Raw genomic sequence first — 23,679 nt, 5'->3', positions numbered from 1 at the left:
CGCGAAGCACAAAAAGGGGGCGGAGAGACGGTGCACATCATGGAAGACGTGCAGTGTCGCTATCTATGACGCGAAATGCGACATTCCGCGCGCCCGCGTCACGCCGTGAGGAACGGCACCGCCGCCTGCTTGAAGCCGCGCGCGCTCAGCGTCGTGACGTGGTTCCGCTTGGGGAGCACCACCAGTTCGGCGCCGAGCAGCCGGGCTGCCTCGTCGGCGCCCTCGGTCACGGGGTCCACCTCGCCGACCACCAGCATCGTCGGCACGGTGCTGGCGAGCGGGAGCGGGTGGGTCGCCATCCCCGCTGCGCACGCCGCGAGGGCCTCGCGGTCGACGCCCGGCGCCTCACGGAGCGAGGCGAGCAGCGGCGCCAGAGGGCTCGCCGAGTCCAGGGTGCCCACCCCATCGCGCGGCGCCCCCTGCACGGCGGAGACGCCCCAGCGGGCGAACTGCTCCACCGTCCCCACTCCCCCGACCACGAGGCGGCGGATGCGGTGCGGGGCGAGCTCCACCAGCGCGAGCGAAACCCAGCTGCCCATCGAGTAGGCGATCGCATCCACCTGCTCCACCTCCTGCTCGTCGAGCACGGCGAGCAGGTCCTGGGCGAGCAGCTCGGGCGAGTACGCGTCGGGGTCGTGGGGCGCGTCGCTTCCGCCGTGCCCGCGCAGGTCGGGCACGATCGCTCCGCGGCCCGCCTCGGCGAGCGCCGCCACCCATCCTGTCGCCTCCCAGGTGAGGGAGCCGGTGGTCGCGAAGCCGTGCACGAGCAGCACCGGAGCGGGGCCGGGGTGCCGGTCGACGTGGATGTGCGTCATGACGCCACTCTGCCATGCCGGCCGCCGAGGACCGGCCACCGACGGCGAGCCGGCGCCGCTACGACGACACCTCCGCGCGCGCCTCGTGCGTCCGGTCCTTCCACAGCTTCGACGGCCACCAGATCCCGCGCCCGATGTCGTACGAGGCGGCCGGCACCAGCAGCGTCCGGACGATCACCGTGTCGAGCAGCACACCGAACGCGACGATGAACGCGATCTGCACCAGGAACAGGATGGGGATCACCGCGAGCGCCGCGAACGTCGCCGCCAGCACGACGCCGGCCGACGTGATGACGCTGCCGGTGAGGCCGAGCCCGCGCAGGATGCCGGGCCGCGTCCCGATGCGCAGCGACTCCTCCCGCACCCGGGTCATCAGGAAGATGTTGTAGTCCACTCCCAGTGCGACCAGGAACACGAACCCGAACAGCGGCACGGCCGCGTCGGCGCCCGGGAACCCGAAGACGTCGTTGAAGACGAGGGCGGAGACGCCGAGCGCGGCCGCGTACGACAGCACGACGCTGCCGATGAGCAGCACCGGCGCGAGGATGGACCGCAACAGCAGCATGAGGATCACCAGGATCACCGCGAGCACGATCGGGATGATCCTGGCCAGGTCGCTCTGCGCCGTCTCGTTCGTGTCCAGCGCGATCGCGGTGACGCCTCCCACCAGCACCGAGCCGTCCGTCGACAGCGAGCTGCGCAGGTCCTTGACGACCGCCTCGGCCTTGGCGGAGTCCGGCTCCGCCGCGAGCGTCGCCTGGATGAGCACGTGCCCGTCCTTCACGACGGGTTCCGCCTCCACCCCGGGCTGAGGGCGCCCGCCGCCGGTGTAGAAGTCGGCCGAGGCGATGCCGTCGGCCTCCTTGGTCGCAGCGAGCACGGCTTCCCCCTGTGCTTCGGGGGCGACGATCAGGACGGGAGATCCGGACCCGGCATCGAAGTGCTTCGCGACAACCGCCTGGCCGTCCACGGCGTCCGACTGCGACAGGATGACGTCCGTCTGCTGCACGCCGTTCGCCTTCAGCTGGGTCAGCCCCAGAGCGCAGGCGGCGAGGAGGACCAGGGAGACGATCCACGTGACCCGGGGACGGCGGGCGATGAGTCTGCCGATCCGCCTCCAGAGTCCGTGCACACCCTCGAGACCGGCGAGCGTCGCTCCGGTCTCGCGCGGGTGCGGCTTGCCGCCCACGACCGGACGGAACGGCCAGAACGCGGCGCGCCCGAAGATGCCGAGCAGGGCAGGCAGCAGGGTCAGCGCCGAGAGCAGGGAGAACACGATGCCGATCGCCGCGATCGGGCCGAGGCTCTTGTTGGAGTTCAGGTCCGAGAACAGCAGGCAGAGCAGGGCCAGAATGACCGTGGCACCGGAGGCGACGATCGGCTCGAGCGCCGCCTTCCACGCGCGCAGGATGGCGACCCACCGCGATTCCTCCTGCTCCAGCGCCTCGCGGTACCGGGCGACGAGCAGCAGCGAATAGTCGGTCGCGGCGCCGATCACGAGGATGGACAGGATGCCCTGGCTCTGGCCCGACAGCTTGATCCAGCCCCACAGCGCGAACAGGTAGACGATCAGGATCGCGGCGCACAGCGCGAAGATCGACGTGAACAGCACGAGGAACGGCAGGAGCAACGCCCGGTAGACCAGCAACAGGATGACGAACACGGCGGCGACGGCGACGAGGAGCAGGATGCCGTCGATTCCGCCGAAGGCGTTGACGAGGTCGGCGGTGAGCCCGGCCGGTCCGGTCACCCAGGCCTGCGTGCCCTCCGGGACGTTCTGGTCCACCACCGAGCGCAGGTTGGCGACGACCGTCTTCACCTCGTCCGTGTGGGAGATGGGGACGATGTACTCGATCGCGAGACCGTCCTGGGAGGGGATGGGCCCCGCCACGCTGGTGCTCGCGCCCTCCGCCGGCGCCTGGACGCCCTCCACCTCGCCGAGCTTGGTGCCGAGGTCGGCGTAGGTCGTGGCGAGCTCGCTCTTGGGGATCGCGGTCTCGGACTCCACCACAACGATCGCCGGGATGGACCCCGAGTCGGTGAAGCGCTTCTGCCAGTCCTGGACCTCGGTCGACTCAGCACTCGCGGGCAGGAAGGCCGCCTGATCGTTGCTCGAGACGCCGGAGAGCTTGCCGAACGTCGGTCCGCCGAGGCCGGCGAGCACGAGCCAGACGAGGACGAGCAGCGTGGGGATGAGGATGCGAAGCCAGCGGGCCGGTGGGCGGACCGTCTTCTGCTGGTCCCCGACGTTTCTCGACACTTCGCCTCCTGATTACTAGATGAGCTAGCAATCAGGATAGCCTGACCGGCGGAAGGCGTCCACGCCCCTCCTCGCCCGTGCGGCGTGGAACCAGGGCTCAGTCGACGAGCTCGGCTCCCGCCGCAGCCAGTTCCGCGAGAGCAGCGTCCGAGGTCTCCGGTGCCACCCCCGCGACAAGCCGTCGGAGCACGCGGACGCGCCGCCCGTCGGCCAGCGCGTCCAGGGCGGACGCCCGCACGCAGTAGTCGGTCGCGATGCCCGCCACATCCACCTCGGCGATGCCGTGACGATCGAGCACCTGCTGTACCGTGTCGCCCGAGCCGGTGCGGCCCTCGAACAGCGAGTAGGCCGGAACGCCCTGGCCCTTGTGGACGTGGTGGGTGACCCGCGAGGTGTCGAACGCCGGGTGGTAGTCCGCACCGGCGCTGCCGGCGACGCAGTGCACCGGCCAGCTGCTCTGGAAGTCGGGCTCGCCGTCCGCCGCGAAGTGGCCGCCGTTGTCGTTGTCGCCGTCGTGCCAGTCGCGGCTCGCCACGATCACGTCGTAGTCGTCCGCGTTGGCCGCGAGGTAGTCGCTGATCGCCTGCGCGACGGCGGCGCCTCCCGTGACCCCGAGCGCGCCTCCCTCGGTGAAGTCGTTCTGCACATCCACGACGAAGAGCGCCCTGCCCATGCTGTCCTTCCGATCGTCACGAGGGCCGGCCGTCCGGCTCAGCCGTTGGAGAGATTGTCTCCGCACTTGTAGAACCCGGCGACGAGGCTGTCGATCGCCTGCTTGGCGTTGTCGCCGACGTTCCCCAGGGCGAACACGGCGAACGTGAGCGGTGTTCCGTCCGCCGCGTTCACGATCCCGGACAGCGTGTACCCGTGGTCGATCCAGCCGGTCTTCGCGAACACCGCGCCCCGTGCGACGCTGCTCGACCCCGTGAAGCGGTTGTAGCCCGGCCCGAGCGTCCCCGACTTCCCGGCGACCGGCAGACCGTCGTAGACGACGCCGAGCCCGTTCTGGCGGTTCAGCACCTTGATGAAGAGCTGGGTGAGGTACGAGGGCGGAACCGCGTTGTCGGCGCTGAGCCCGGAACCGTCGGCGATGTGGATGCCCGAGGTGTCGATCCCGTAGCCCTTGAGGCCCGCGAGGACGCCGGCGTTCAGGGCGTCGAACGTGTTGCCCGCGCCGTTCTTGATCGCGACGAGGCGCGCCAGCTCCTCCATGATCGTGTTGTCGGAGACGCGCATGGCCTGGTCGATCAGGGTGGTGACCGGCTGCGACTGCACCACGCCCAGCTGGCGCGCGCCGGCCGGGGCGACCCCCTGGCTGACTCCCACGCTGGTGCCGAGGTACTGCTGGAAGTACTGCACCGCGCGCGACACCGGGTCGGTGCTCCGCGGCGACTCGACGGCCGTCGGGTCGTCCCGGTCGCCGTCGACCATCAGCGCCGTCATGTACGGGGTCGAACCCTCGACGACGCGCTCCTCGCGCTCGTCCCAGCTGGGCTGCCAGAACGGGGCGCCGAACAGGGTCGCGTCCACGACGATGGAGGTGATCGGCTGGCCGCCCATCGCCTGCTTCACCTGGTTGGCGAGGTCCTGGATCTTCGGTGCTCCGGTGTAGAAGGACGCCTGTCCGGCGGGCAGGCGCGACAGGGTCACGTCTCCGCCGCCGACGATCACGACCTGGCCCGGCGTGCTGCCGGCGACGACGGTCGTGGGGACGCGGTAGTCCGGCCCCAGGGTCGCCAGCGCCGCGGCCGACGTGAGCGTCTTCAGCACCGAGGCCGTCGGCCCCGGCTTCACGCCGTTGCGGTCGAAGAGGGTCTGGCCGGTCTTCGCGTTGACGACCTGCGCCTCCAGCGATCCGAGGCGTCCGTCGGCGGCCAGCCCTGCGACCGAGCAGGTGCGCACGCGGGTCGCCGCGGCCTGGTTGGCGGGGACCGGGCGCGCGGGATCGACGGTCGGCGTCGGGGTGGGCGTGGCCGACGCGGTGCGCGTGGGGGTCGGCGTGCCGGTCGGCGCGATGCCGACGGCGGCGGCGGGCGCCCCGATCGTGGCGCCCAGCGCGACGCTGCCGGTGCCCAGCAGGACGAACGCGACGGCTCCCGCCGCGGCGATCCACGTCTTCGGGTGCTTGCGGATGGCCGTCATCACACCCGCTCCGAATCCGGCGACACCCGCGGGCCGCGCGGCGGCGCGGCGACCGGACCCCGTGGTCGTCGGCGGCTCCGACGCGGCCGAGCTGTGGGCGGGCAGAGCCGAGCTGTCAGCGGGCGGAGTGGGAGGGATCGGCGTGGTGGACGGGTCGGGCCCGACGTCCGGCTGGTCCGATTCGTGCATCCGGGTATGTTACCCGGGCTTTCTGAATGCTGCTACGAGCGCTTCTTCTTGTGGAGCGCGTCCGGTTTGTGCACAGCCTCCTTGCCGCTCTTGTCGCTCTCCACGAGGTACTGCGGGTCGTCCTTCGACGCCTTCACCGTGCGTCCGGCCGCCTCGGTGTCCGAGGTGATCTTCTTCTCGACCTCGCCCGGCACATCGACCCCGTGCGAGGACCACTCGACGTGGTCGCCGCGCTTCAGTTCATCCGCCATGCCCGCAGCCAACCACGAGTCGGCAGCCGGCGCGAGGGATCACGGGACGGCGGAGACGAGGAAGTTGTCGAAGCGGACGGTCACCGGTGTGCTCGTCGCCGCTGCCGAGAGATAGGCGCGCAGGCCCGGGCTCCCAGCACTCTGCAGGCCCGCCGTGGAGTCGGTGGCCGTCACCTGCCATCCCGTCGGCTCGGCCTGCGTGGCCGACCACACCCGCGCCCGCAACGTCGTCGGCGAGGATCCGACGGCTTCCACGCGCAGCGCCAGTTGCTGGCCCGGAGCGTAGGTGAGCCCGCTCACGGTGACGGCCTGCAGCGCGGCTCCGTTCGCGAGCAGCTGGATCTGAACCGCTCCGCTCGACGTCAGGAGCACCCGCCCGTCGTACGTGACGGAGCCGACCTGCCGGGGAATCGCGGACACGAAGATCCCTCCGCCGGTCGCAGCCAGGTCCGTGGTGAACGTGACGGTCACATCCGACCGGCTCGTCGAGACCCCGGTGAGAGTCTGCGTCTTCGTCGACCCGGCCGGGTCGATGATGCGCCCGGTGCCCGAGGCGACGGCGTACGACGAGCCAGTGCCTGCGCCCGTCCACGCGCCGCCTGTCTCCGCCGTGCCCCATCCATTGCTCACGGTGCGCTCGAAACCGTCCTTCGCGAGCGTCGTCCCCGATGCCGCGGTCACGGTCACCGAGCGCGTGGTGGTGGCGGTCGCACCCCGGTTGTCGGTCACGACCAGGCTGACCGTGTAGGTCCCGGCGGTCGCGTAGGTGTGGCCCGCCGTCACGCCTGACGCCGTCCCTCCGTCGCCGAAGTTCCAGGCCCAGGATGCGATGGATCCGTCCGGATCGCGGGACGCGCTGCCGTCGACGGCGACGGCGAGGCCGTTCGCACCGACCGTGAACGAGGCGGTCGGCGGCTGGTTCGTGCCCCCTCCGGCGATGGTCACGCTGTTGCCGGTGCGTGTGATGGAGTTCCCATCGGGATCGGTGACCGTCAGCGTGTACGTGTGCGCACTGCCGCCCGCCAGCCCGCTGTCGGTGAACGACATCGCGGAGCGGCTCCAGAAGGTGGAGGTGCGCGTCACCGTCGAGATGGGATGCGCCGTGTCACCATCCCGGGCGAGGGCGTACCTGAGCGACACGTTGTCCTGGTCGTAGGTCGCCGTCCAGTTCACGGTGGCCTGACCGGCCGTCCCGGAGGTGGCATTGGGTGTGAGCGCGGTGTTGTTGTTGGGGCCGGTCGTGCTGCGGACGACGCTGTCGAATGCGAAGCGCGTCAGACCGTACTGGGCCGTACCGTTGACCACCGGGAACTCGCCGCCGACGACGAGATACCTGCTGTCGCCCGCCAGGCTCCATGCCGCTTGCCCCTGCCCGGTGTACGTACCGGTCGCGTAGTTCGGGAACCAGTTGAGGAGGGTGGGCGACGGCTGCCCGCGGAAGTTCGCGTAGGCGGTGTTGCCGTCGTTCGTGAGAGTTCCGGTGCGGGCCTTCGAGAAGGCGATGGTGTGGTGGAACGTGCGCGGGTTCGTCTCAGGGAATCCGCCGACGTTGCGGCAGTCGTGCGGATGGCCCGCCACATACAGGGCATCCCCGACTGGCGCGACGGAGTAGGTGTCACCGTGGCAGTCCTCGAGCCAGATGAGGGCACCGGTGACCCCGTCCGCGGCGAAGCTCCCCTCCAGGTTCCCTCCCGAGCCGAAGACGTAGCCCGACCCGTAGACCCGGTCGCTGGTCGCCTTGAGCGAGGTGATGCCCGCCTGTGTGCCGGCATCGCGGACGACGCTGTTCGCCGGGAACGGCAGGATGGAGCCGGTCGAGCCGGTCAGCATCGCCAGGCCGTAGTGAGCCGAGCCGTTGACGTTCTTGAACCGGCCACCCGCGTAGACCCGGGCACCGTCGGGGCTCACGGCCATCGCATCCACCACCGCGTCCGCCGACGCCGCCCACGACTGCACCAACGCGCCGTTCGACGGATCCAGACGGGCGAGGTATCCACGGGCCACGCCGTTCACGCTCGAGAAGGTGCCGCCGGCGTACACCGCGGTATTCGTCACCGCGATCGCGCGCACCTCGCTCTCCATGACGGGACGGAACGAGGAGATCGGCTGTCCGGTCGCGGTGCTGATCGCCACGATCCGGTAGTAGCTGGCCCCGCCGGCGGTCGTGAAGTCGCCGCCGACGTACACCCGCGTGCCGTCGGGCGAGGCGGCGATCGTCAACGCCTGCGCGTTGAGCGGGACGTTGAAGGTGGAGATCAGCGCACCGGTGGTGATGTTGTACGCGAGCAGATTGCTGCGCGGGGTCGTGTTCGCACCGGCGGGTGAACCCGCTGGGCGGGCCGTCCCGAACTTGCCGGCCACGTACACCGTGTCGCCCACGACGGTCTGCGCCCAGGCGACGCCGTCGATCTGCACCGTCGGCAGCGCGGTGGCGCCGACCGTCGGCGGCGAGGCGGGATTGGTCGGATCGGGCGGCATCGTATCCGCCGACGATGGTGCTGCCAGAGCCAGCGACGCCGCGATCAGCAGCAGCGCGGACAGTAGCGCGGTGAGCGGGCCGAACGCGTGCGCTCGACGGGATCGTGTCAATGCATCCATGACAGCCTCGGGCAGACTTGATTGATCCTCGACTTTTCGCCAGGCTACACCGGCGGCTCCCGGAGTGCACGGGATAACGCGTGTGCGGTTCGGAACAGTGCGTGTCCAGCACTGTAAAAGTCAGCCCGGATGGAGGCCGTCAGGCTGCGGGACGCAGACGATCCACCAGCTCGCCTCGGCTATGGACGCCCACCTTCGAGAAGATCGACTTGAGATGATCCTGGACCGTGTACGGCGAGATGAAGAGGCGATGACCGATCTCCAGGGTCGACCGCCCCGACGCCACCTCCCGGACGATGTCCCGCTCGCGGTCGGTCAGCCCGTAAGCCGCGAGGAGCACTGCGCCCACATCATCCGCCCCCGCTCCCGAGATGAGGACGGCGACCTCGGGTTCCGCCCCACCGACGAGCGGGCTCGCCTCGAGAACCGCCCACCTCGCGCGTCCGTCCCTCACCCGGACACGGTAGCGGTGACCGGTCGACTCCCGACTACCGACCCACATCAGTCGCATCAGCAGCTCGAACCGGTGCGGCGCGATGGCGTCGAAGCGTCCGCGCCAGGCCTGTGCCGCCGAAGTCGCGCTCCGCAGCTCGCCGTACCCACCCAGCACCACGATCGCCGGGGCCGTTCCGCCGTCGGGAAGGGCCGCCTCCCTCAGCGCGGCAAGCCGCGACACCGAGGCGATCGCCGGAGCGACGGCACGCAGGAACTCGAGCTCCCGTTCGTCGAAGTCGCGGCCGGAACGCACCATCCCGGCGGCGCCCCAGCACGCGCCGTCCGTCACGAACACCGTACGCGCTTCCTGATCGAGCCCCAGCGGACGCCACACCTCCCGAGCGCGCAGGCTGGCATCGCGCTCGTGCGCCGTCAGCTCGGACAGTTGAGCGACGCTGCGACGGCGCCGAGCCAGCTCCGCGAAGGTGTGCGGCTCGCTCGCCGAGCACTCCGCCTCGGCCAGCAGGGGCTCGTACTCGACCGGGATGCGGACCTCGCCGCTCACCATGGCACTGATCGTCAGGGTGTCCGGATCGATCGCGGCCCAGCACGTCAACTCGCTGCCGACGGTCCGGCCCACGACGGCGATGGCCTCGCCGTAGACCTGGCTCAGGCCGCAGTCGCCCGCTGCGAGATCGAGGATCTGGCAGCGCGCTCGGTGGGCACGTTCCTCCCACATGCACCCAGTATCGGGGTCGCGTGCCGATTCGTGAATCCCAGAATCGCGGGATGGAGTCCGCGCGAACCGGCCTCCTAGCCTGGCGTCGGAAGAAGGAGGCGGCAATGAGTGCGGCTCTGTGGATCGTATGGATCTTCGCGCTGCTCACCGCGGCGATCCACGTCATGGTGTTCGTGTGGGAGGCGCTGCTCATCCAGCGTCCGGCGATCCATCGGAAGATCTTCGGGCTCCACGCGGAGGACGTACCGGCGGTGCGTCTATGGGCGTTCGGCGTGGGCTTCTACAACCTGTTCCTCGCGTGCGGCCTGATCATCGGGGTCGTCTCGTGGTGGAACGGCCAGGAGACCGTGGGCCGCACGCTCGTCACCTACCTGTGCTGGATTCTATTCCTCGCCGGCATCGTGCTGCTCATCGCGGATCGGATCGGGCTCTACCGGGAACGCGGAAAAGGCATCATGGGTGGGATCAGCCAGGCCACGCCGCCTCTGGTGGCCTTGGTGGCGATGCTCTTCATCTGAGCTGGGAGGGAGTGGAGCCGCCCAAGGGAATCGAACCCTTGACCTTCTCATTACGAGTGAGATGCTCTGCCGACTGAGCTAGGGCGGCGTGGGCCGGGCTTCCGCCCGGCGCACAGTCAGATAGCTTACCCGATCCGGGGCGGCGTCACGAACAGTGGCGCCGAGCGTCTCAGCGGACCTGCGTGCCGAGCGCGGAGAGCTGCTCGAACGAGCTGCGGAGCCGGTCGGACAGCGGCTCGACGCCGCCGTGATCCGCCCAGCACGACCAGGCGTGCCGCATTCCGGCGAAGGCGACGTAGGTGACGAGCCGGGCGCGCTGGTGCAGCGTCTCCGGGTCGTCGACGAGTGACGGATCGTCGTGCGCGAGCCGGCGCTGCACCACTCCGCTGAGCGCATCCTCGAAGCTGTGCATGCTGGCCATGCGGAGGGCGAACAGCTCCGGGTTGTCCTTGAGTAGCGCCCGGCGGAGGGTGTGGAGGCGCTGCATGTTCTGCGCGTCGGCCAGGGTGTCGCTGCGGTCTCCGCCGCCCCCCACCCCGGCGTCGTCCACGTCGATCGCGGCGATGAGCAGCGTGCTGATGCCCTCGAGGATGGGCTCGTCGGGGCCGGCCGTGACGAAGCGCTCCACCGTCTCCGCGTCCGGGAGCTCGGGGAGCTCGCCGATGATGGCCGACTCCTTCGACGGGAAGTAGTTGAAGAACGTGCGCGGCGAGACGTTTGCCACATGGCTGATCTCGTCGATCGTGACGCGGTCGAAGCCGCGCTCCCCCGCGAGCTCGACGGCGGCGAGCTGGATGGCACGGCGGGTGGCGATGCGCTTGCGCTCGCGCAGTCCCAGCTCGCTCAGCGTGGTTTCGGGGGCCGCAGACACGATCACGATTATTTCACTCTCTGCAAAATTGCACCACTCGTCAGCAGGTCTTCCCCGTCTCGGGGAGAGTCCCCTTCACGAGGTAGTCGTCGACGGTGTCGTTGACGCACGAGTTGGACTTGTTGTAGGCGGTGTGCCCCTCGCCCTTGTAGGTGAGGAGGTGGCCGTTCTGCAACTCGGAGGCGAGGTTCTTCGCCCACACGTACGGCGTGGCCGGGTCGTTGGTGGTGCCGACGACGAGGATGGGCGCCGACCCGTCCGCCGAGATGGGTCCGCGCTGACCGGTGGCCTTGTACGGCCAGTTCGCACAGCCGATGTCGCCGTATGCCATGTACGGGCCGATCACCGGAGCGGCCTTGGCCAGTTCGGCGGCCTGCTGCCGCATCAGGGCCGGGTCGGCGTCGTAGGTGTAGTCGAGGCAGTTGATCGCGACGAAGGCTTCGGTGGAGTTGTCGGCGTACGTGCCGTCCGCCGACCGGTTGTTGTAGGTGTCGGCCAGGGTGAACGCCACCGAGGCGCTCCCCTTCATCACCGAGTCGAAGAGCTTGTCGAGGTACGACCACGCCGTGGCGTCGTACAGCGGGGTGATGATCGCGGTCACCAGGGTGTTGGCGCCGAGTTCGCGTCCGTCGGAGTTCTGGATGGGGCTCTTCTCGACGGCGGCGAGCAGCTGCGCGACCGTCGACATCGCGTCGTCGACGGTGCCGCTGAACGGGCAGGCCTTCTGCGTCAGGCAGTTCGTCAGGTAGGCGCGCAATGCGCTCTCGAAGCCCTTCGCCTGCACCTCGGTGACCTCGAAGTTCGTTGCCGCGGGGTCGAGCGCCCCGTCGAGCACCAGGCGGCCGGTCTTGCCCGGGTAGAGCCCCGCGTAGACGGCACCCAGGTAGGTGCCGTAGGAGTAGCCGAGGTAGTTCAGCTTCGTGTCGCCGAGGGTGGCGCGGAGCAGGTCGAGGTCGCGGGCGGCACTCACCGTATCGACCTTCGGCAACGGAGCACCGGTGTTCTTCTGGCAGGCTTCGCCGAAGTCCTTGGCCACGGTCGTGTTCTCGGCGATCCACTGGTCCGATCCCCGCGCCCCCGGCGTGATGCCGTAGAGGTACTGGTCCATCTGCTTGGCGTCGTAGCACTTGACGGCGGTCGACCGGCCGACACCGCGCGGGTCGAAGCCGACGATGTCGAAGTGGTCCTGGAGCGTGGCGTCGGCGACGTAGTCCACGGAATCCTTGACGAAGTCGAAGCCGGAGGCGCCCGGGCCGCCGGGGTTCGTCAGGAGCGACCCCTGCTTGGTGCCCTTGGCCGGCTGGCGGATGAGCGCGAGCTCGATCCTCCCGGCACCCGGGTCGTTCCAGTCGAGCGGAGCCTTCACCGTGGTGCACTGCTTGCCGCCGTCGCACGCCGTCCAGTGCAGCACCTGGCTGTAATAGGGCTGCAGCTCCGCCGAGACCTTGTCCGGAGCCGGCGTCGAGGTCGTGGGAGCCTTCGACGGCAGGAACCAGGTCACGCATCCGGTGAGGGTGAGGGCCACGACGGCCGCGACGGCCACGGCGACGGTCCGGATCGCTCGACGGTCGCGCGCTCCACGGGCGCCCGACCGGGCGGCGCCCGACCGGGCGGCGCCCGGCCGTCGGGTGCGGGTGATCACAGGTCGCTCCCCTTTCGCGCGTTCGCGCCGCGCAGGATCGTGGTCAGCATGGCCTCGAGGGCGAGGGCCGGGGCGACGTTGCCGTCGATCCGCTCCCGGGCGGTGGCGACGGCATCCATCGCCGCGAGCGTAGCGGCCGGAGTGGTGTGGGTGCTGAGAGCATCCAGCTCGCTCCGCAGCTCCTGGTTGACCAGTTCGCTGTCGCTCCCCAGCTGCAGCATCATCACGTCGCGGTAGAGCGAGAGGAGGTCGACGAGGATGCGGTCGATGCCGTCCCGGAGGCTGCGGGTGGCACGTCGCTTCTGGTCCTCCTCGAGCTGGCGGAGCTGTCCGCGGAGCGCCGGCGGGATGGTCCCCCCGGGCTCGATGCCGAGGGAGCGGAGCGCGTGCTCCCGCTCCTCCGCGTCTCGCTCCTCGGTGATCGCCTTGGCGTCGGCGCCCGCGATCTCCAGCAGGGTGGCCGCGGCGAGCACGGCGTCGGAGACCGAGCGGATGCCGAGCGCGAGCTCCAGCGTCTGCTCCCGGCGGCGGCGGGCCTCCTCGTGGGTGGCGAGGCGATGCGCCATCCCGATGTGGCTCTGCGCGTGACGCGCGGCACGCTCGGCGGTCTCGGCGTCGACGCCGTCGCGACGCCGGATCAGCTCGGCGACGTCGCCCACGCTGGGGACGCGCAGTCGCACCGTGCGGACGCGCGAACGGATGGTGGGGAGGAGGTCGGCGTCACTGGGCGCGCACAGGATCCACACGGTCCGCTCCGGCGGCTCTTCGAGCGCTTTCAGCAGCACGTTGGAGGTGCGCTCGGTCATCCGGTCGGCGTCTTCGATGATCATCACGCGGTACCGGCCGACCGACGGCGCGAACTGCGAGCTGGCCACCAGCGAGCGCACCTCGTCGATGGAGATGATGACGCGTTCGGTGCTGAGCACGGCGAGGTCCGGATGCGTGCGCGCTTCGACCTGGCGCCGGGTGGCGAGGTCGCCCTCCGGGGTGCCGGGGCTGAGCAGGGCGGTCGCGAACGCATAGGCGAGGTTGGAGCGGCCGGACCCGGGCGGACCCGTGATCAGCCACGAGTGGGTCATGCCGCGGCCGGTCGCCGACCCCGTGGATGTGGGCGCAGCCGAGCCCTCCGCGGCGGCGCGGACGACCTCGATCGCCTCGTCCTGCCCCGTGAGCTCGTCCCACACCGTCATGCGTCCAGGCTAACCGTCACCGGGGACACGCTCGTGCACCGTTCCGCCGCCTCGTGCCCGGTCAGACGCGGTCGGCGAGCCGGTCGCGGATCTCGGCCGCGATCTCGTCGACCGGCCGTGCGGCATCCACGACGAGGAACCGCTCGGGCTCCTCCTCGGCCAGCCGGAGGAACGCCGCGCGCACGCGCGCGTGGAACTCCGAGCGCTCCGCCTCCAGCCGGTCGTACCGGGTGCGCGAGGTGTCGAGCCGCGCGCGTGCCGAGTGCTCGTCGAGGTCGAGCAGGATGGTGACATCCGGGAGCAGTCCCTCGGTGGCCCACAGGGAGAGGTCGCGGATCTGGCCCGCGTCGAGCACCCGGCCGGCACCCTGATAGGCCACGGACGAGTCGATGTAGCGGTCCTGCAGGACGATCTCTCCGCGGGCGAGCGCGGGACGGACCACCGTGGCGACGTGGTGCGCCCGGTCGGCGGCGTACAGCAGCGCTTCGGCACGCGGGGCGATGTCCCCGCGGTGGTGGAGGACGATCTCGCGGATCTCGACGCCCGCGTCCGTCCCGCCCGGTTCGCGCGTGCGGACCACCGTGCGGCCGCGACCGGTCAGCCACTCCTCGAGGAGGGCGGCCTGGGTGGACTTGCCCACGCCGTCCCCGCCCTCGAGTGTGATGAAGAGGCCGCGGCTCACTCGGCCGACTTCTTCGCGGCCGAACGCGTGGCGGCCGGCTTCTTCGCGGCCGGCTTCTTGGCAGCCGTGGTCTTCGCCGCCGTCGTCTTGGCCGCCGTCGTCTTGGCCGCCGTGGTCTTGGCCGCGGTCTTCCGCGCCGGCTTCTTGGCCGGACCCTTCGCCCGCTTGTCGGCGAGCAGCTGGACGGCGCGGTCGAAGTCGACCTCGTCGACGGTCTCACCGCGCGGGATGGTCGCGTTCGTCTCGCCGTCCGTCACGTACGCGCCGAAGCGGCCGTCCTTGATGCGGATGGGCTTGCCGCTGACCGGGTCGGCGTCGAACTCCTTCAAGGCGCTGGACGCCCGGCGGTTGCCGTACTTCGGCTGGGCGAACAGCTCGAGCGCGCCGGGGAGGTCGACGTCGAAGATGTCGTCCTCGCTGGGCAGCGACCGCGTGTCCGTTCCCTTCTTGAGGTACGGGCCGTAGCGTCCGTTCTGCGCCTGGATCTCGTCGCCGGACTCCGGGTCCAGCCCGACCACGCGCGGCAGGTCGAGCAGCTTCAGCGCGGTGTCGAGGTCGATGGTCGCGAGGTCCATCGACTTGAACAGCGATGCGGTGCGCGGCTTGGCGGCTGCGGCCTTCTTGGTCTTCTTGGCCGGCTCCGCCACTTCGCCGGTGTTCGGGTCGACGGCGCCCTCGTCTTCGGGGTCCGCTTCGGTGACGTACGGGCCGAACCGGCCGTCCTTGGCCAGCACCAGCTTGCCGTTCTCCGGGTTGGTTCCGAGCACGCGGTCGGTCTGCACCGGGGCCTCGATGAGCTCGTGCGCCTTCGCGGGCGTGAGCTCGTCGGGTGCGAGCTCCGGCGGGATGTTGACGCGCCGGGGCGGAGCGTCCGGGCCCGCCGTCTCGTCGGGCACCTCGAGGTACGGACCGTACTTTCCGATCCGGAGCGTCACACCGTCGTCGATCGCGATCGAGTTGATGCTGCGCGCATCGATCTCGCCGAGATTGTCGATCACGCGGCGGAGTCCTTTGTGCTTGCCGCTGCCGAAGTAGAAGCTGTTGAGCCAGTCGACCCGCTCCGCCTCCCCGTCCGCGATGCGGTCGAGGTCGTCCTCCATCTCGGCGGTGAAGTCGTACTGCACCAGGTCGCCGAAGTAGTCCTCGAGCAGGCGCACGACGGAGAACGCGACCCAGCTCGGGACCAGCGCCTGTCCGCGCTGGGTGACGTAGCCACGGTCGATGATGGTCGAGATGATGCTGGCGAACGTCGACGGCCGGCCGATGCCGAGCTCTTCGAGCGTCTTGACCAGGCTGGCCTCCGTGTACCGCGGCGGAGGGGTGGTCTCGTGCCCGTCTGCCGCGACATCCTGGACGGTGAGCGGCTGCTTCTCGGTCAGCGGCGGGAGCTTCGCCTCCGCGGCGTCGGAGCTGTTGCGCTCCTCGTCCTTGCTCTCCTCGTAGGCGTTCAGGAACCCGCGGAAGGTGATGACCGTGCCGCTCGCGGTGAACTCCGCGACCGTCCCGTCGAGCGGACCCTCGGTGATGCGCGCCTCGACGGTCACGGAGGCGGTCTGCCCCTTCGCGTCGGCCATCTGCGAGGCGACGGTCCGCTTCCAGATGAGGTCGTAGAGCCGCAGCTCGGGACCGCGCAGCGAGCGCTCGAGTTCGGCGGGCGTGCGGAAGGTCTCGCCCGACGGGCGGATGGCCTCGTGCGCCTCCTGGGCGTTCTTGCTCTTCGACGCGTAGGTGCGCGGCTTGTCCGGCACGGTCTCCGGACCGTAGAGCTTCGCAGCCTGGGAGCGCGCCGCGTTGGTCGCCTGCTGCGAGAGCGAGGCGGAGTCGGTGCGCATATAGGTGATGTAGCCGTTCTCGTAGAGCGACTGCGCGACGCTCATCGTCTGCCGGGCGGAGAACCGCAGCTTGCGGGCCGCCTCCTGCTGCAGCGTGGAGGTGGTGAACGGAGCGGCCGGGCGGCGCGAGTACGGCTTGGAGTCGACCTTGGAGACCTGCACGTGCGTGCTGGTCTGACGGATCGCGTCGGCCAGGGTCGTCGCCGACGCCTCATCGAGGGTCCGCGCCTCAGAGGTGAGGCGACCGTGGTCGTCGAAGTCGCGTCCCGTGGCCACGCGGGTGCCGTCGAGCCGCGCCAGCCGCGCGTCGAAGGCAGACGCATCCTCGGGCGCGAGCTGAGCCGTCAGACCCCAGTACGACGCGGGCACGAAGGCCAGGCGCTCGCGCTCGCGATCCACGACCAGACGGGTCGCGGCGGACTGCACGCGACCGGCCGAGAGTCCTGGACCGACCTTCCGCCACAGGACCGGCGAGACCTCGTACCCGTAGAGGCGGTCGAGGATGCGGCGGGTCTCCTGGGCGTCGACCAGCGCGGTGTCGATCTCGCGGGTGTTGTCGCGCGCCTTCTCGATCGCCTCGCGGGTGATCTCGTGGAAGACCATCCGCTTGACCGGAACCTTCGGCTTCAGCACCTCGACGAGGTGCCACGCGATGGCTTCGCCCTCGCGGTCCTCATCCGTCGCGAGCAGGAGTTCGTCGGCGTTCTTGAGGGCGCGCTTGAGGTCGGCGACCGTCTTCTTCTTCTGATCGGAGACGACGTAATAGGGCTCGAACTCGTTCTCGACGTCGACGGAGAACTTGCCCAGCGAGCCCTTCTTGAGCTCCGGGGGCAGGTTCTTGGGCTCGATGAGGTCGCGGATGTGCCCGACCGAGGCCATGACCTCGTAGCCGTCGCCGAGATACTGGGCGATCGACTTCACCTTGTTCGGAGACTCGACGATGACGAGTTTCTTCGTGTCAGGCACCTGACTCCTCTTAATATGCACACGCTGTGTCGTCCACAGCTGTCTGTGTCGTCCATGACCGGACCGGCGTTGCGCGCTCCCCCGCGGCGACGCTGTCCCCGTGCGGGGCCGGTCGTCCGACAGGCAAACCATACACACCTTCGCCGCTTGTCCGCCTAATCCGTCCCACGACGTTCGCCGTGGGCGCAGGAACGCGATCGGCCTCGGGACCGCCGCGTGGCGCCGTCGCCGACCTTTGCCACCGCCCTCCTCGGGAGGACAATGACGGTATGTCAACGACGACGATGTACACCGCCAAACTGATCGACGGCCCCCTCGAAGGGAAGACGATCTCCACCGGTTTCCTCGACTCCGGGGACGCCCGGCCGCGCCTCGAGATCTCGGCACCGGCCGGCTCGAAGCACTACCTCTATGTCCGGGCATCCGGGGCCGAGGTGGAGTACGCCTCCGATGACGGACGGGGTTCGCAGCCGACCGCCGTCTCGTACCGCTATCTCGAGACGGTCTTCGACTGACGCACCCAGCCGCGCCGGCCACGGCGCCGCTCCCCGGCCGGATCATCCGCCCGGGCCGGGTCCGGCCCGGGCGGACGCGGCCGCGCCCAGGCCGAGCCACGGGCTGACGGCCGTCACGTCCACCGTCGCCCCGGACTGCGCGCAGGACGCGATCGCGGCGCCGTTCGCCCGTGCGACGTCGTCCGCCCTGTCGCAGGGGACGCCCGGTATCCGGCCGGACGCCGCGTCGGCCGCGGCGAGCGCCGCCAGATCGGCAGCGGCCGCAGCGCGCGCGTGCGCGGACACAGCGCCGACCGCCGTGAGCACCCCCGCCGCGACGGTCAGCATCGCGGCGACCATCCCGATCGCGAGGATGCTGCCGGAACCGCGCTCGGATCCGCGCTCGGAGCCGTGCTCGGATCCGTGCTCCGGGCCGCGCTCGGGTCCGCCGACCCGACGGACTCGTCGAGCGCGCAGGCGTGCGCCTCGAGCCGGATGCCCAGTCTCGCCAGCACCGTGCCGGCCGTGTCGGTCAGGGTCACGCATACCATCTCTCCCTCGTGGTCGATCGATCGAACGGCTCCCCCCGCTCCGATGGAGCCGGGGTCGTCGCCGCGACCGGCGAGCCGCGCGGCCGCCGACGCACTGCCGGCGAGCCCCACGTAGCGGGCGGCGCCGAACACCGCGCCCAGGCACAATGCAAGGCACACGACGACCGCCGGCAGCGCCACGGCGAACTCCGCCGTGACGCTTCCCCGCTCACCCTCCGGCGAGCGCACGATGCACCAGCTCCGACAGGATCGCCTTCACCTCGTCGCCCTTGAGCAGCGCGACCAGCACACCGGCGAATCCGACGGCCGCCAGGATCGTGATCGCGTACTCCGCCGTCGCCGCGCCTCGGTCGCTCGCGAGGCGTCGTCTCACCCGCGCGAGCGCTGACCTGAATGCACCGCTCGTGACCCTCTCCATGGGACGCTCCTTCCTTCCGAGTCCGCTCGACCCGTCGGTTCCATCCTTCGGCGGGGGCGTTCGTTGCGGGCGGGATCGCCCCGATCTGTGGAGAACTCACCGAAGCACCGCCGCTGTGGAGGAGACGAGAGAGAGCAGGAGAGGGACGACCGCCAGCAGAAGGAAGCTGGGCAACACACAGACACCGAGCGGCAGCATGAGCCGCACACCGAGCGCGGCAGCCGCCCGCCGCCGCTCCGCGCGGTCCGACCGCCGTCGCTGTCGAGCGGAAGCCGTCAGAAGCTCGGTCGCGGGCGCTCCAGCGGATTCCGCCAGCCGCAGGATGCGCAGCGCGGGACCGTCGCCGCCCCAGGGCAGCCCTGCAGCGTCCGACGCGCGCCGGGCCGCGGCCACCGACGCTTCGACGGACGAGCCTCCGGCCAGGCCGACCGCGATGAGCTCCTCGGCCAAGCCGGCCATCGGAACGCGGCGCAGCGCGCGACGCACGAGCCGACGCATCCACCAGCGGCCCAGCAGCATGAGCGTGGCCCCGGCGGCGAGCGTGCACGCCCCGGGGACACTGGCGACCGTCGCGGCGAGGTCGGTTCCGAGCGCGACGGCGAGCACGGCTCCGCCCGCCGGCAGCCACGACATCAGCCGCGCGGTCGCCCGGGGGCCGCTGAGCGCCACCTCCGCCTCGCGTTCGGCCTCTGCCGCCTCTCGAAGCGTCTCGGCGACCACCCTCAGGACATGGCCGAGAGGAGCGCCGGCGTCTTCGGCCACGCGCCAGGCGGCAGCGACGACGCGAAGGTCGTCCGACGAGGCGGCACGAGCGAGTGCACGAGCGCACGACGGGTCGGTCTTCAGGGAGGACGCGACCTCGGTCGCGACAGCGTGTCCGCCGTGCTGCGCGACCGCCTCCCATGCCGTGCGCGGCGGCAACCCCGCGTCGAGCAGGACCGCGACCGCCTCGACGACCGCCGCGACGGCGTCCGCGTTCCGATCGGGCGCCTCACGCCGATTCACGGCGCCTCACCCCGCGACCGCGCTTCGCGGCTCACGGCCATCCTCCGCTCCGCGGCATCCGCTCGATCACCAGCCGGCCGTCCGCGCCGCTATCGAGGCGCCCGAAGCCCGCGAGCCGCCGCATCCCCTCGACCCGCTCCAGATGCACCACCAGACCGATGGCGCTGACCGCCTGCCGCGCCAGCGCCCGGTCGCCCAGTCCGGCGAGCGCTCCCAGAGCTTCCAACCGCGCCGGAACGTCCTCCAGCGAGTTGGCGTGCAACGTGCCGGCACCCCCGTCGTGGCCGGTGTTCAGCGCCCCGAGCAGGTCACGCACCTCCTCACCCCGGCACTCGCCGAGCACGAGCCGGTCGGGACGCATCCGCAGGGCTTCGCGCACCAGCCGTCGCAGATCGACCCCGCCGACACCCTCGAGGTTCGGCTGCCGCGTCTCGAGGCCGACGACATGCGGATGCGGGATGCGCAGCTCGGCGACATCCTCGATCACGACGATGCGCTCGGTCGGCGGGGCGTTCGCCAGCAGGGCGGCGAGCAACGTGGTCTTGCCCGCTCCCCCGGCGCCCGTGATGAGCAGGTTGGTACGCGTCTCGACCGCTCGGATGAGCAGCGCGCGGTCCCCCTCCGACAGTGTTCCCGCTGCCACCAGCTCGCCCAGCGCCGGCTGACGGCGGGCCGGGATCCGGATCGACAGCAGCGCACCGCCCGTCGACACCGGAGGCAGGACCGCGTGGACCCGCACTCCGCCGCGGAGCCGGACGTCCACGAAGGGCGACGCCTCGTCGAGGTGCCGACCTCCGGCCGCGACGAGGCGGACCGCGAGCTCCCGTGCCCCGGCCCGGTCGGTCCGCCAGCCGTCCTCGCGCCGGAGCCCGTGGGGCGTGCCGTCGCTCCAGAGCTCTCCGTCTCCCAGCACGAACAGATCGCTCACCCCCGGCCGGAGAAGGTAGGGGGCCAGCGGCCCGAACGTGCGCCAGAGCCCCGGCTCGCTGCCGGCCGGAGAGGATGCGATGGCCTCAGAAGATTCGTCAGTCGTCATGACTCGACGGTAAGAAGCCGGACCGCTCCGCCGGGCGTCACCCGTCCGATCCGTGGACAACAGCGTCCAGGACCGATCGGTGGAGGAACGACCGGATCACGGGCGTCCCGCCGGTTAAAAAAGGGGGGCCGCACCTATTGGGGGGAACAGGTGCGGCCACTGCGGCGCAGGATTGGGGGGAATCGATTGCGCCGCACGCACGAATTTACATTCGGCCGGGCACCAGTTTACGCAGAATCGATGCAAACGCAAGTCTCCTGCAGGCGGCTCCCCGCCAGGTTGTAGAGTCAGGCAGTGTCGCGCCACGACCGTTTCGACCGCATCGCAAAGGAGCGAAGAGCCTCCCCATGAGCAACACCATCGACAACCTGCTCCACGAAGCCCGCCGATTCCCGCCGACCGAGGAGTTCGCCGCGCAGGCGATCGCCGATGCCGGCCTCTACGAGCGCGCTGCCGCGGACCGCCTGGGCTTCTGGGCGGACCAGTCGCGCGAGCTCCTGCACTGGCACACCCCGTTCACGCGGACTCTGGACTGGAGCGAGCCGCCCTTCGCCAAGTGGTTCGACGACGGCGAGCTCAACGTCGCGTTCAACTGCCTCGACCGGCACGTGCTCGCGGGCAACGGCGACCGGGTCGCGATCCACTGGGAGGGCGAGCCGGGCGATACCCGCACCATCACCTACGCCGAGCTCACCGCGGAGGTGAAGAAGGCGGCCAACCTGCTGACCAGCCTCGGCATCCGCGCCGGCGACCGCGTCGCGATCTACCTGCCGATGATCCCCGAGGCCGTCGTGGCGATGCTCGCGGTCGCGCGTATCGGCGCCATCCACTCGGTCGTGTTCGGCGGCTTCAGTGCCGAGAGCCTGCGCTCGCGCATCGACGACGCCGAGGCGAAGCTCGTCATCACGGCGGACGGCGGCTGGCGCAAGGGCCGCGTCTTCCCTCTGAAGGATGCGGTGGATGCGGCGCTCACCGGCGACGCGACCAGCGTCGAGCACGTGCTCGTCGTGAAGCGCGGAGAGAACGAGGTCGCCTGGACCGAGGGCCGCGACCTCTGGTGGCACGACGAGCTCGCGCTGGTCGACGCCGACCACGTGGCCAAGGCGTTCCCCGCCGAGCAGCCGCTGTTCATCCTGTACACCTCCGGCACCACCGGCAAGCCGAAGGGCATCCTGCACACCTCCGGCGGCTACCTCACCCAGGCCGCCTTCACCCACAAGAACGTCTTCGACCTGCACCCCGAGTCGGACGTCTACTGGTGCAGCGCCGACGTTGGCTGGATCACCGGGCACACCTATGTCGTGTACGGGCCTCTCGCGAACGGCGCGACCCAGGTGATGTACGAGGGGACCCCCGAGACGCCGCACCCCGGCCGCTGGTGGGAGCTGATCGAGAAGTACGGCGTCTCGATCTTCTACACCGCGCCCACGGCCATCCGGTCCTTCATGAAGCTCGGGCGCCAGCACCCCCAGAAGTTCGATCTCAGCAGCCTGCGCGTGCTCGGGTCGGTGGGCGAACCGATCAACCCGGAAGCGTGGATGTGGTACCGCGAGGTCATCGGCGGCGACACGACCCCGATCGTCGACACGTGGTGGCAGACGGAGACGGGCGCGATCATGATCTCGGGGCTCCCCGGCGTCACGACCCTGAAGCCCGGCAGCGCGCAGGTTCCGCTTCCCGGCATTTCCGTCGACATCCTCGATGAGGCGGGCACGCCCGTCGGCAAGGACCAGGGCGGTCTGCTGGTGGTCACCGAGCCGTGGCCGAGCATGCTCCGCGGCATCTGGGGCGACCCGGACCGCTTCCGCGAGACCTACTGGTCGAAGTTCGGCGACAAGTACTTCGCCGGCGACGGCGCGCGGTACGACAAGGACGGCGACATCTGGCTGCTGGGCCGCGTCGACGACGTCATGAACGTCTCCGGTCACCGCCTCTCCACGGCGGAGATCGAGTCGGCGCTGGTGGCGCATCCGTTCACGGCGGAGGCCGCTGTCGTCGGGGCCGCCGACGAGACCACCGGTCAGGCCGTGGTCGCGTTCGTCATCATCAAGCAGAACCAGCTGGAGCAGACCGAGGCGCTGGATGTGGCGGCCGAGCTGCGCAAGCACGTCGCCGAGCAGATCGGCGCCATCGCCCGGCCCCGCGACATCTTCATCGTGTCGGAGCTGCCGAAGACCCGGTCGGGAAAGATCATGCGGCGACTGCTGCGCGACGTCGCCGAGGGCCGCGAGGTGGGCGACACGACGACGCTGGCGGACACCGCGGTGATGAGCTCGATCCAGGCCAAGCTGTCCTGAATCCGTCCGTACGACGAAGGGGCGGTGCCGTGCGGCACCGCCCCTTCGCGCATCCTTACCTGGTTCAGTCGACGGCGAGGATGAGCTCCACCTCGACCGGAGAGTCGAGCGGCAGAACCGCGACTCCCACGGCGGACCGTGCGTGGACGCCGGCGTCGCCGAAGATGTCGCCGAGCACTTCGGAGGCACCGTTGATGACACCGGGTTGGCCGGTGAACGCGGGGTCGGAGGCCACGAAGCCGACGACCTTGACCACGCGGCGCACGCGGTCGAGCGAGCCGAGCACGCTCTTCGCGGCGGCGAGCGCGTTGAGCGCGCAGGTGCGTGCGTACTCCTTGGCATCCGCGGCGGGGACGAGCCCGTGGCCCTCGCCGACCTTTCCGGTCGCGGGGAGCGCTCCGGCCACCATCGGCAGCTGACCGGACGTGAAGACGTACTGCCCGTCGAGCACCGCCGGCGTGTAGGCGGCCACCGGCGGCACGACGGCGGGGAGCTCGATCCCGAGCTGCGCGAGACGCGCTTCGACGTCCGCCATCAGGCCTGCTCCTCGCCCTGCAGAGGCCGCTTGAGGTAGGCGACGAGGCCGCCCTCCGGACCGGTCACCACCTGCACCAGCTCCCATCCCTCGGACCCCCAGTTGTTCAGGATCGCGGCGGTGTTGTGGATCATCAGCGGGGTGGTCAGGTACTCCCAGCGCGGCATCGTGCTCCTCGTGTTGTGGGGTTTTCGCAGGTTCATCACCTAGCCT

The 23,679-nt window shown here is 70.5% G+C and carries 22 protein-coding genes and 1 tRNA gene; 3 read left to right on the top strand and 20 right to left on the bottom strand.

The genetic code is table 11. From position 1 onward, the window contains the following. Nucleotides 1-98: 98 nt before the first annotated feature. From J2W45_RS17570 to J2W45_RS17540, 7 genes are all read right to left on the bottom strand, one after another. Nucleotides 99-815 carry an alpha/beta fold hydrolase gene (locus J2W45_RS17570; RefSeq protein ID WP_310134476.1) on the bottom strand — a complete coding sequence of 239 codons (717 nt, stop codon included), beginning with the start codon at nt 813-815 and terminating at the stop codon, nt 99-101. A 58-nt stretch (nt 816-873) separates the two neighbouring features. After that, the gene (locus J2W45_RS17565) at nt 874-3,075 is read right to left on the bottom strand and encodes an MMPL family transporter (RefSeq protein ID WP_310134474.1); all 2,202 of its coding nucleotides are present in this window, start codon (nt 3,073-3,075) and stop codon (nt 874-876) included. Nucleotides 3,076-3,172: 97 nt separating this feature from the next. After that, nucleotides 3,173-3,748: an isochorismatase family protein gene (locus tag J2W45_RS17560; protein ID WP_310134471.1), complete on the bottom strand. Its 576-nt coding sequence runs from the start codon at nt 3,746-3,748 to the stop codon at nt 3,173-3,175. Nucleotides 3,749-3,786: 38 nt separating this feature from the next. Then, nucleotides 3,787-5,406: a D-alanyl-D-alanine carboxypeptidase/D-alanyl-D-alanine-endopeptidase gene (locus J2W45_RS17555; RefSeq protein WP_310134468.1), complete on the bottom strand. Its 1,620-nt coding sequence runs from the start codon at nt 5,404-5,406 to the stop codon at nt 3,787-3,789. A gap of 32 nt (nt 5,407-5,438) precedes the next feature. Further along, nucleotides 5,439-5,657 carry a hypervirulence associated TUDOR domain-containing protein gene (locus tag J2W45_RS17550; protein WP_310134465.1) on the bottom strand — a complete coding sequence of 73 codons (219 nt, stop codon included), beginning with the start codon at nt 5,655-5,657 and terminating at the stop codon, nt 5,439-5,441. A 39-nt stretch (nt 5,658-5,696) separates the two neighbouring features. Further along, nucleotides 5,697-8,255, bottom strand: a complete 2,559-nt coding sequence (locus J2W45_RS17545) for a PKD domain-containing protein (protein ID WP_310134463.1) — start codon at nt 8,253-8,255, stop codon at nt 5,697-5,699. Between the two features lie 139 nt (nt 8,256-8,394). After that, on the bottom strand, nt 8,395-9,429 hold the full coding sequence (locus tag J2W45_RS17540; RefSeq protein WP_310134462.1) for a helix-turn-helix transcriptional regulator: 1,035 nt from the start codon (nt 9,427-9,429) through the stop codon (nt 8,395-8,397). Nucleotides 9,430-9,533: 104 nt separating this feature from the next. On the opposite strand from J2W45_RS17540, the gene J2W45_RS17535 reads away from it, so the two are divergent. Continuing rightward, the gene (locus J2W45_RS17535; RefSeq protein WP_310134460.1) at nt 9,534-9,947 is read left to right on the top strand and encodes a DUF1304 domain-containing protein; all 414 of its coding nucleotides are present in this window, start codon (nt 9,534-9,536) and stop codon (nt 9,945-9,947) included. Between the two features lie 12 nt (nt 9,948-9,959). Here the strand turns inward: J2W45_RS17535 and J2W45_RS17530 are convergent. The 6 genes from J2W45_RS17530 to topA all read right to left on the bottom strand — a co-directional run bounded on the left by J2W45_RS17530 (nt 9,960) and on the right by topA (nt 17,130). Continuing rightward, nucleotides 9,960-10,035: transfer RNA gene (locus J2W45_RS17530), tRNA-Thr, on the bottom strand. An 81-nt stretch (nt 10,036-10,116) separates the two neighbouring features. Then, nucleotides 10,117-10,818: a TetR family transcriptional regulator gene (locus J2W45_RS17525; RefSeq protein ID WP_310134457.1), complete on the bottom strand. Its 702-nt coding sequence runs from the start codon at nt 10,816-10,818 to the stop codon at nt 10,117-10,119. A gap of 40 nt (nt 10,819-10,858) precedes the next feature. Next, on the bottom strand, nt 10,859-12,460 hold the full coding sequence (locus tag J2W45_RS17520; protein ID WP_310134455.1) for an alpha/beta hydrolase: 1,602 nt from the start codon (nt 12,458-12,460) through the stop codon (nt 10,859-10,861). Continuing rightward, complete coding sequence (locus tag J2W45_RS17515; RefSeq protein WP_310134452.1) at nt 12,457-13,650, bottom strand: DNA polymerase III subunit delta'; 1,194 nt, start codon at nt 13,648-13,650, stop codon at nt 12,457-12,459. The genes J2W45_RS17520 and J2W45_RS17515 overlap by 4 nt, the downstream gene beginning before the upstream one ends. A gap of 61 nt (nt 13,651-13,711) precedes the next feature. After that, nucleotides 13,712-14,332, bottom strand: a complete 621-nt coding sequence (gene tmk / locus J2W45_RS17510) for a dTMP kinase (RefSeq protein WP_310134450.1) — start codon at nt 14,330-14,332, stop codon at nt 13,712-13,714. After that, a complete protein-coding gene (gene topA, locus J2W45_RS17505) occupies nt 14,329-17,130 on the bottom strand; it encodes a type I DNA topoisomerase (RefSeq protein ID WP_310134449.1) in 2,802 nt (933 codons plus the stop codon). Before topA ends, tmk begins: the two co-directional genes overlap by 4 nt. Before the next feature lie 269 nt (nt 17,131-17,399). Here topA and J2W45_RS17500 point away from each other — a divergent pair, with 269 nt between their 5' ends. Then, a complete protein-coding gene (locus tag J2W45_RS17500; RefSeq protein ID WP_310134448.1) occupies nt 17,400-17,645 on the top strand; it encodes a hypothetical protein in 246 nt (81 codons plus the stop codon). A 42-nt stretch (nt 17,646-17,687) separates the two neighbouring features. Here J2W45_RS17500 and J2W45_RS17495 read toward each other — a convergent pair whose 3' ends face one another. The 5 genes from J2W45_RS17495 to J2W45_RS17475 all read right to left on the bottom strand — a co-directional run bounded on the left by J2W45_RS17495 (nt 17,688) and on the right by J2W45_RS17475 (nt 20,634). After that, nucleotides 17,688-17,972, bottom strand: a complete 285-nt coding sequence (locus tag J2W45_RS17495; protein ID WP_310134446.1) for an Rv3654c family TadE-like protein — start codon at nt 17,970-17,972, stop codon at nt 17,688-17,690. Further along, complete coding sequence (locus J2W45_RS17490) at nt 17,966-18,403, bottom strand: hypothetical protein (RefSeq protein WP_310134445.1); 438 nt, start codon at nt 18,401-18,403, stop codon at nt 17,966-17,968. The genes J2W45_RS17495 and J2W45_RS17490 overlap by 7 nt, the downstream gene beginning before the upstream one ends. After that, nucleotides 18,384-18,593: a DUF4244 domain-containing protein gene (locus tag J2W45_RS17485; RefSeq protein ID WP_310134443.1), complete on the bottom strand. Its 210-nt coding sequence runs from the start codon at nt 18,591-18,593 to the stop codon at nt 18,384-18,386. The genes J2W45_RS17490 and J2W45_RS17485 overlap by 20 nt, the downstream gene beginning before the upstream one ends. Before the next feature lie 96 nt (nt 18,594-18,689). Further along, nucleotides 18,690-19,598 carry a type II secretion system F family protein gene (locus J2W45_RS17480; RefSeq protein WP_310134441.1) on the bottom strand — a complete coding sequence of 303 codons (909 nt, stop codon included), beginning with the start codon at nt 19,596-19,598 and terminating at the stop codon, nt 18,690-18,692. A gap of 31 nt (nt 19,599-19,629) precedes the next feature. After that, nucleotides 19,630-20,634, bottom strand: a complete 1,005-nt coding sequence (locus tag J2W45_RS17475) for a TadA family conjugal transfer-associated ATPase (protein WP_310134438.1) — start codon at nt 20,632-20,634, stop codon at nt 19,630-19,632. A 347-nt stretch (nt 20,635-20,981) separates the two neighbouring features. Between J2W45_RS17475 and acs the strand changes: the two genes are divergently transcribed. Beyond that, nucleotides 20,982-22,931: an acetate--CoA ligase gene (gene acs, locus J2W45_RS17470; RefSeq protein ID WP_310134436.1), complete on the top strand. Its 1,950-nt coding sequence runs from the start codon at nt 20,982-20,984 to the stop codon at nt 22,929-22,931. A gap of 64 nt (nt 22,932-22,995) precedes the next feature. Here the strand turns inward: acs and J2W45_RS17465 are convergent, their stop codons facing one another. Both J2W45_RS17465 and J2W45_RS17460 read right to left on the bottom strand, forming a co-directional pair. Further along, the gene (locus J2W45_RS17465; protein ID WP_310134434.1) at nt 22,996-23,466 is read right to left on the bottom strand and encodes a RidA family protein; all 471 of its coding nucleotides are present in this window, start codon (nt 23,464-23,466) and stop codon (nt 22,996-22,998) included. Continuing rightward, nucleotides 23,466-23,633 carry a DUF4177 domain-containing protein gene (locus J2W45_RS17460; RefSeq protein WP_310134432.1) on the bottom strand — a complete coding sequence of 56 codons (168 nt, stop codon included), beginning with the start codon at nt 23,631-23,633 and terminating at the stop codon, nt 23,466-23,468. The genes J2W45_RS17465 and J2W45_RS17460 overlap by 1 nt, the downstream gene beginning before the upstream one ends. Nucleotides 23,634-23,679: the final 46 nt, after the last annotated feature.

The organism is Leifsonia shinshuensis, assembly GCF_031456835.1.
Classification (GTDB): Bacteria; Actinomycetota; Actinomycetes; order Actinomycetales; family Microbacteriaceae; genus Leifsonia; species Leifsonia shinshuensis_C.
This window is presented reverse-complemented; position numbering and strand designations above follow the sequence as displayed.

What these genes read in the sequence shown, in the direction of transcription:
- J2W45_RS17570 (WP_310134476.1), bottom strand. Translation starts at nt 815, where the DNA reads ATGACGCACATCCACGTCGACCGGCACCCCGGCCCCGCTCCGGTGCTG.
- J2W45_RS17560 (WP_310134471.1), bottom strand. Translation starts at nt 3,748, where the DNA reads ATGGGCAGGGCGCTCTTCGTCGTGGATGTGCAGAACGACTTCACCGAG.
- J2W45_RS17555 (WP_310134468.1), bottom strand. Translation starts at nt 5,406, where the DNA reads ATGCACGAATCGGACCAGCCGGACGTCGGGCCCGACCCGTCCACCACG.
- J2W45_RS17550 (WP_310134465.1), bottom strand. Translation starts at nt 5,657, where the DNA reads ATGGCGGATGAACTGAAGCGCGGCGACCACGTCGAGTGGTCCTCGCAC.
- J2W45_RS17545 (WP_310134463.1), bottom strand. Translation starts at nt 8,255, where the DNA reads ATGGATGCATTGACACGATCCCGTCGAGCGCACGCGTTCGGCCCGCTC.
- J2W45_RS17540 (WP_310134462.1), bottom strand. Translation starts at nt 9,429, where the DNA reads ATGTGGGAGGAACGTGCCCACCGAGCGCGCTGCCAGATCCTCGATCTC.
- J2W45_RS17535 (WP_310134460.1), top strand. Translation starts at nt 9,534, where the DNA reads ATGAGTGCGGCTCTGTGGATCGTATGGATCTTCGCGCTGCTCACCGCG.
- J2W45_RS17515 (WP_310134452.1), bottom strand. Translation starts at nt 13,650, where the DNA reads ATGACGGTGTGGGACGAGCTCACGGGGCAGGACGAGGCGATCGAGGTC.
- J2W45_RS17500 (WP_310134448.1), top strand. Translation starts at nt 17,400, where the DNA reads ATGTCAACGACGACGATGTACACCGCCAAACTGATCGACGGCCCCCTC.
- J2W45_RS17495 (WP_310134446.1), bottom strand. Translation starts at nt 17,972, where the DNA reads ATGCTGACCGTCGCGGCGGGGGTGCTCACGGCGGTCGGCGCTGTGTCC.
- J2W45_RS17485 (WP_310134443.1), bottom strand. Translation starts at nt 18,593, where the DNA reads ATGGAGAGGGTCACGAGCGGTGCATTCAGGTCAGCGCTCGCGCGGGTG.
- J2W45_RS17475 (WP_310134438.1), bottom strand. Translation starts at nt 20,634, where the DNA reads ATGACGACTGACGAATCTTCTGAGGCCATCGCATCCTCTCCGGCCGGC.
- acs (WP_310134436.1), top strand. Translation starts at nt 20,982, where the DNA reads ATGAGCAACACCATCGACAACCTGCTCCACGAAGCCCGCCGATTCCCG.
- J2W45_RS17465 (WP_310134434.1), bottom strand. Translation starts at nt 23,466, where the DNA reads ATGGCGGACGTCGAAGCGCGTCTCGCGCAGCTCGGGATCGAGCTCCCC.
- J2W45_RS17460 (WP_310134432.1), bottom strand. Translation starts at nt 23,633, where the DNA reads ATGCCGCGCTGGGAGTACCTGACCACCCCGCTGATGATCCACAACACC.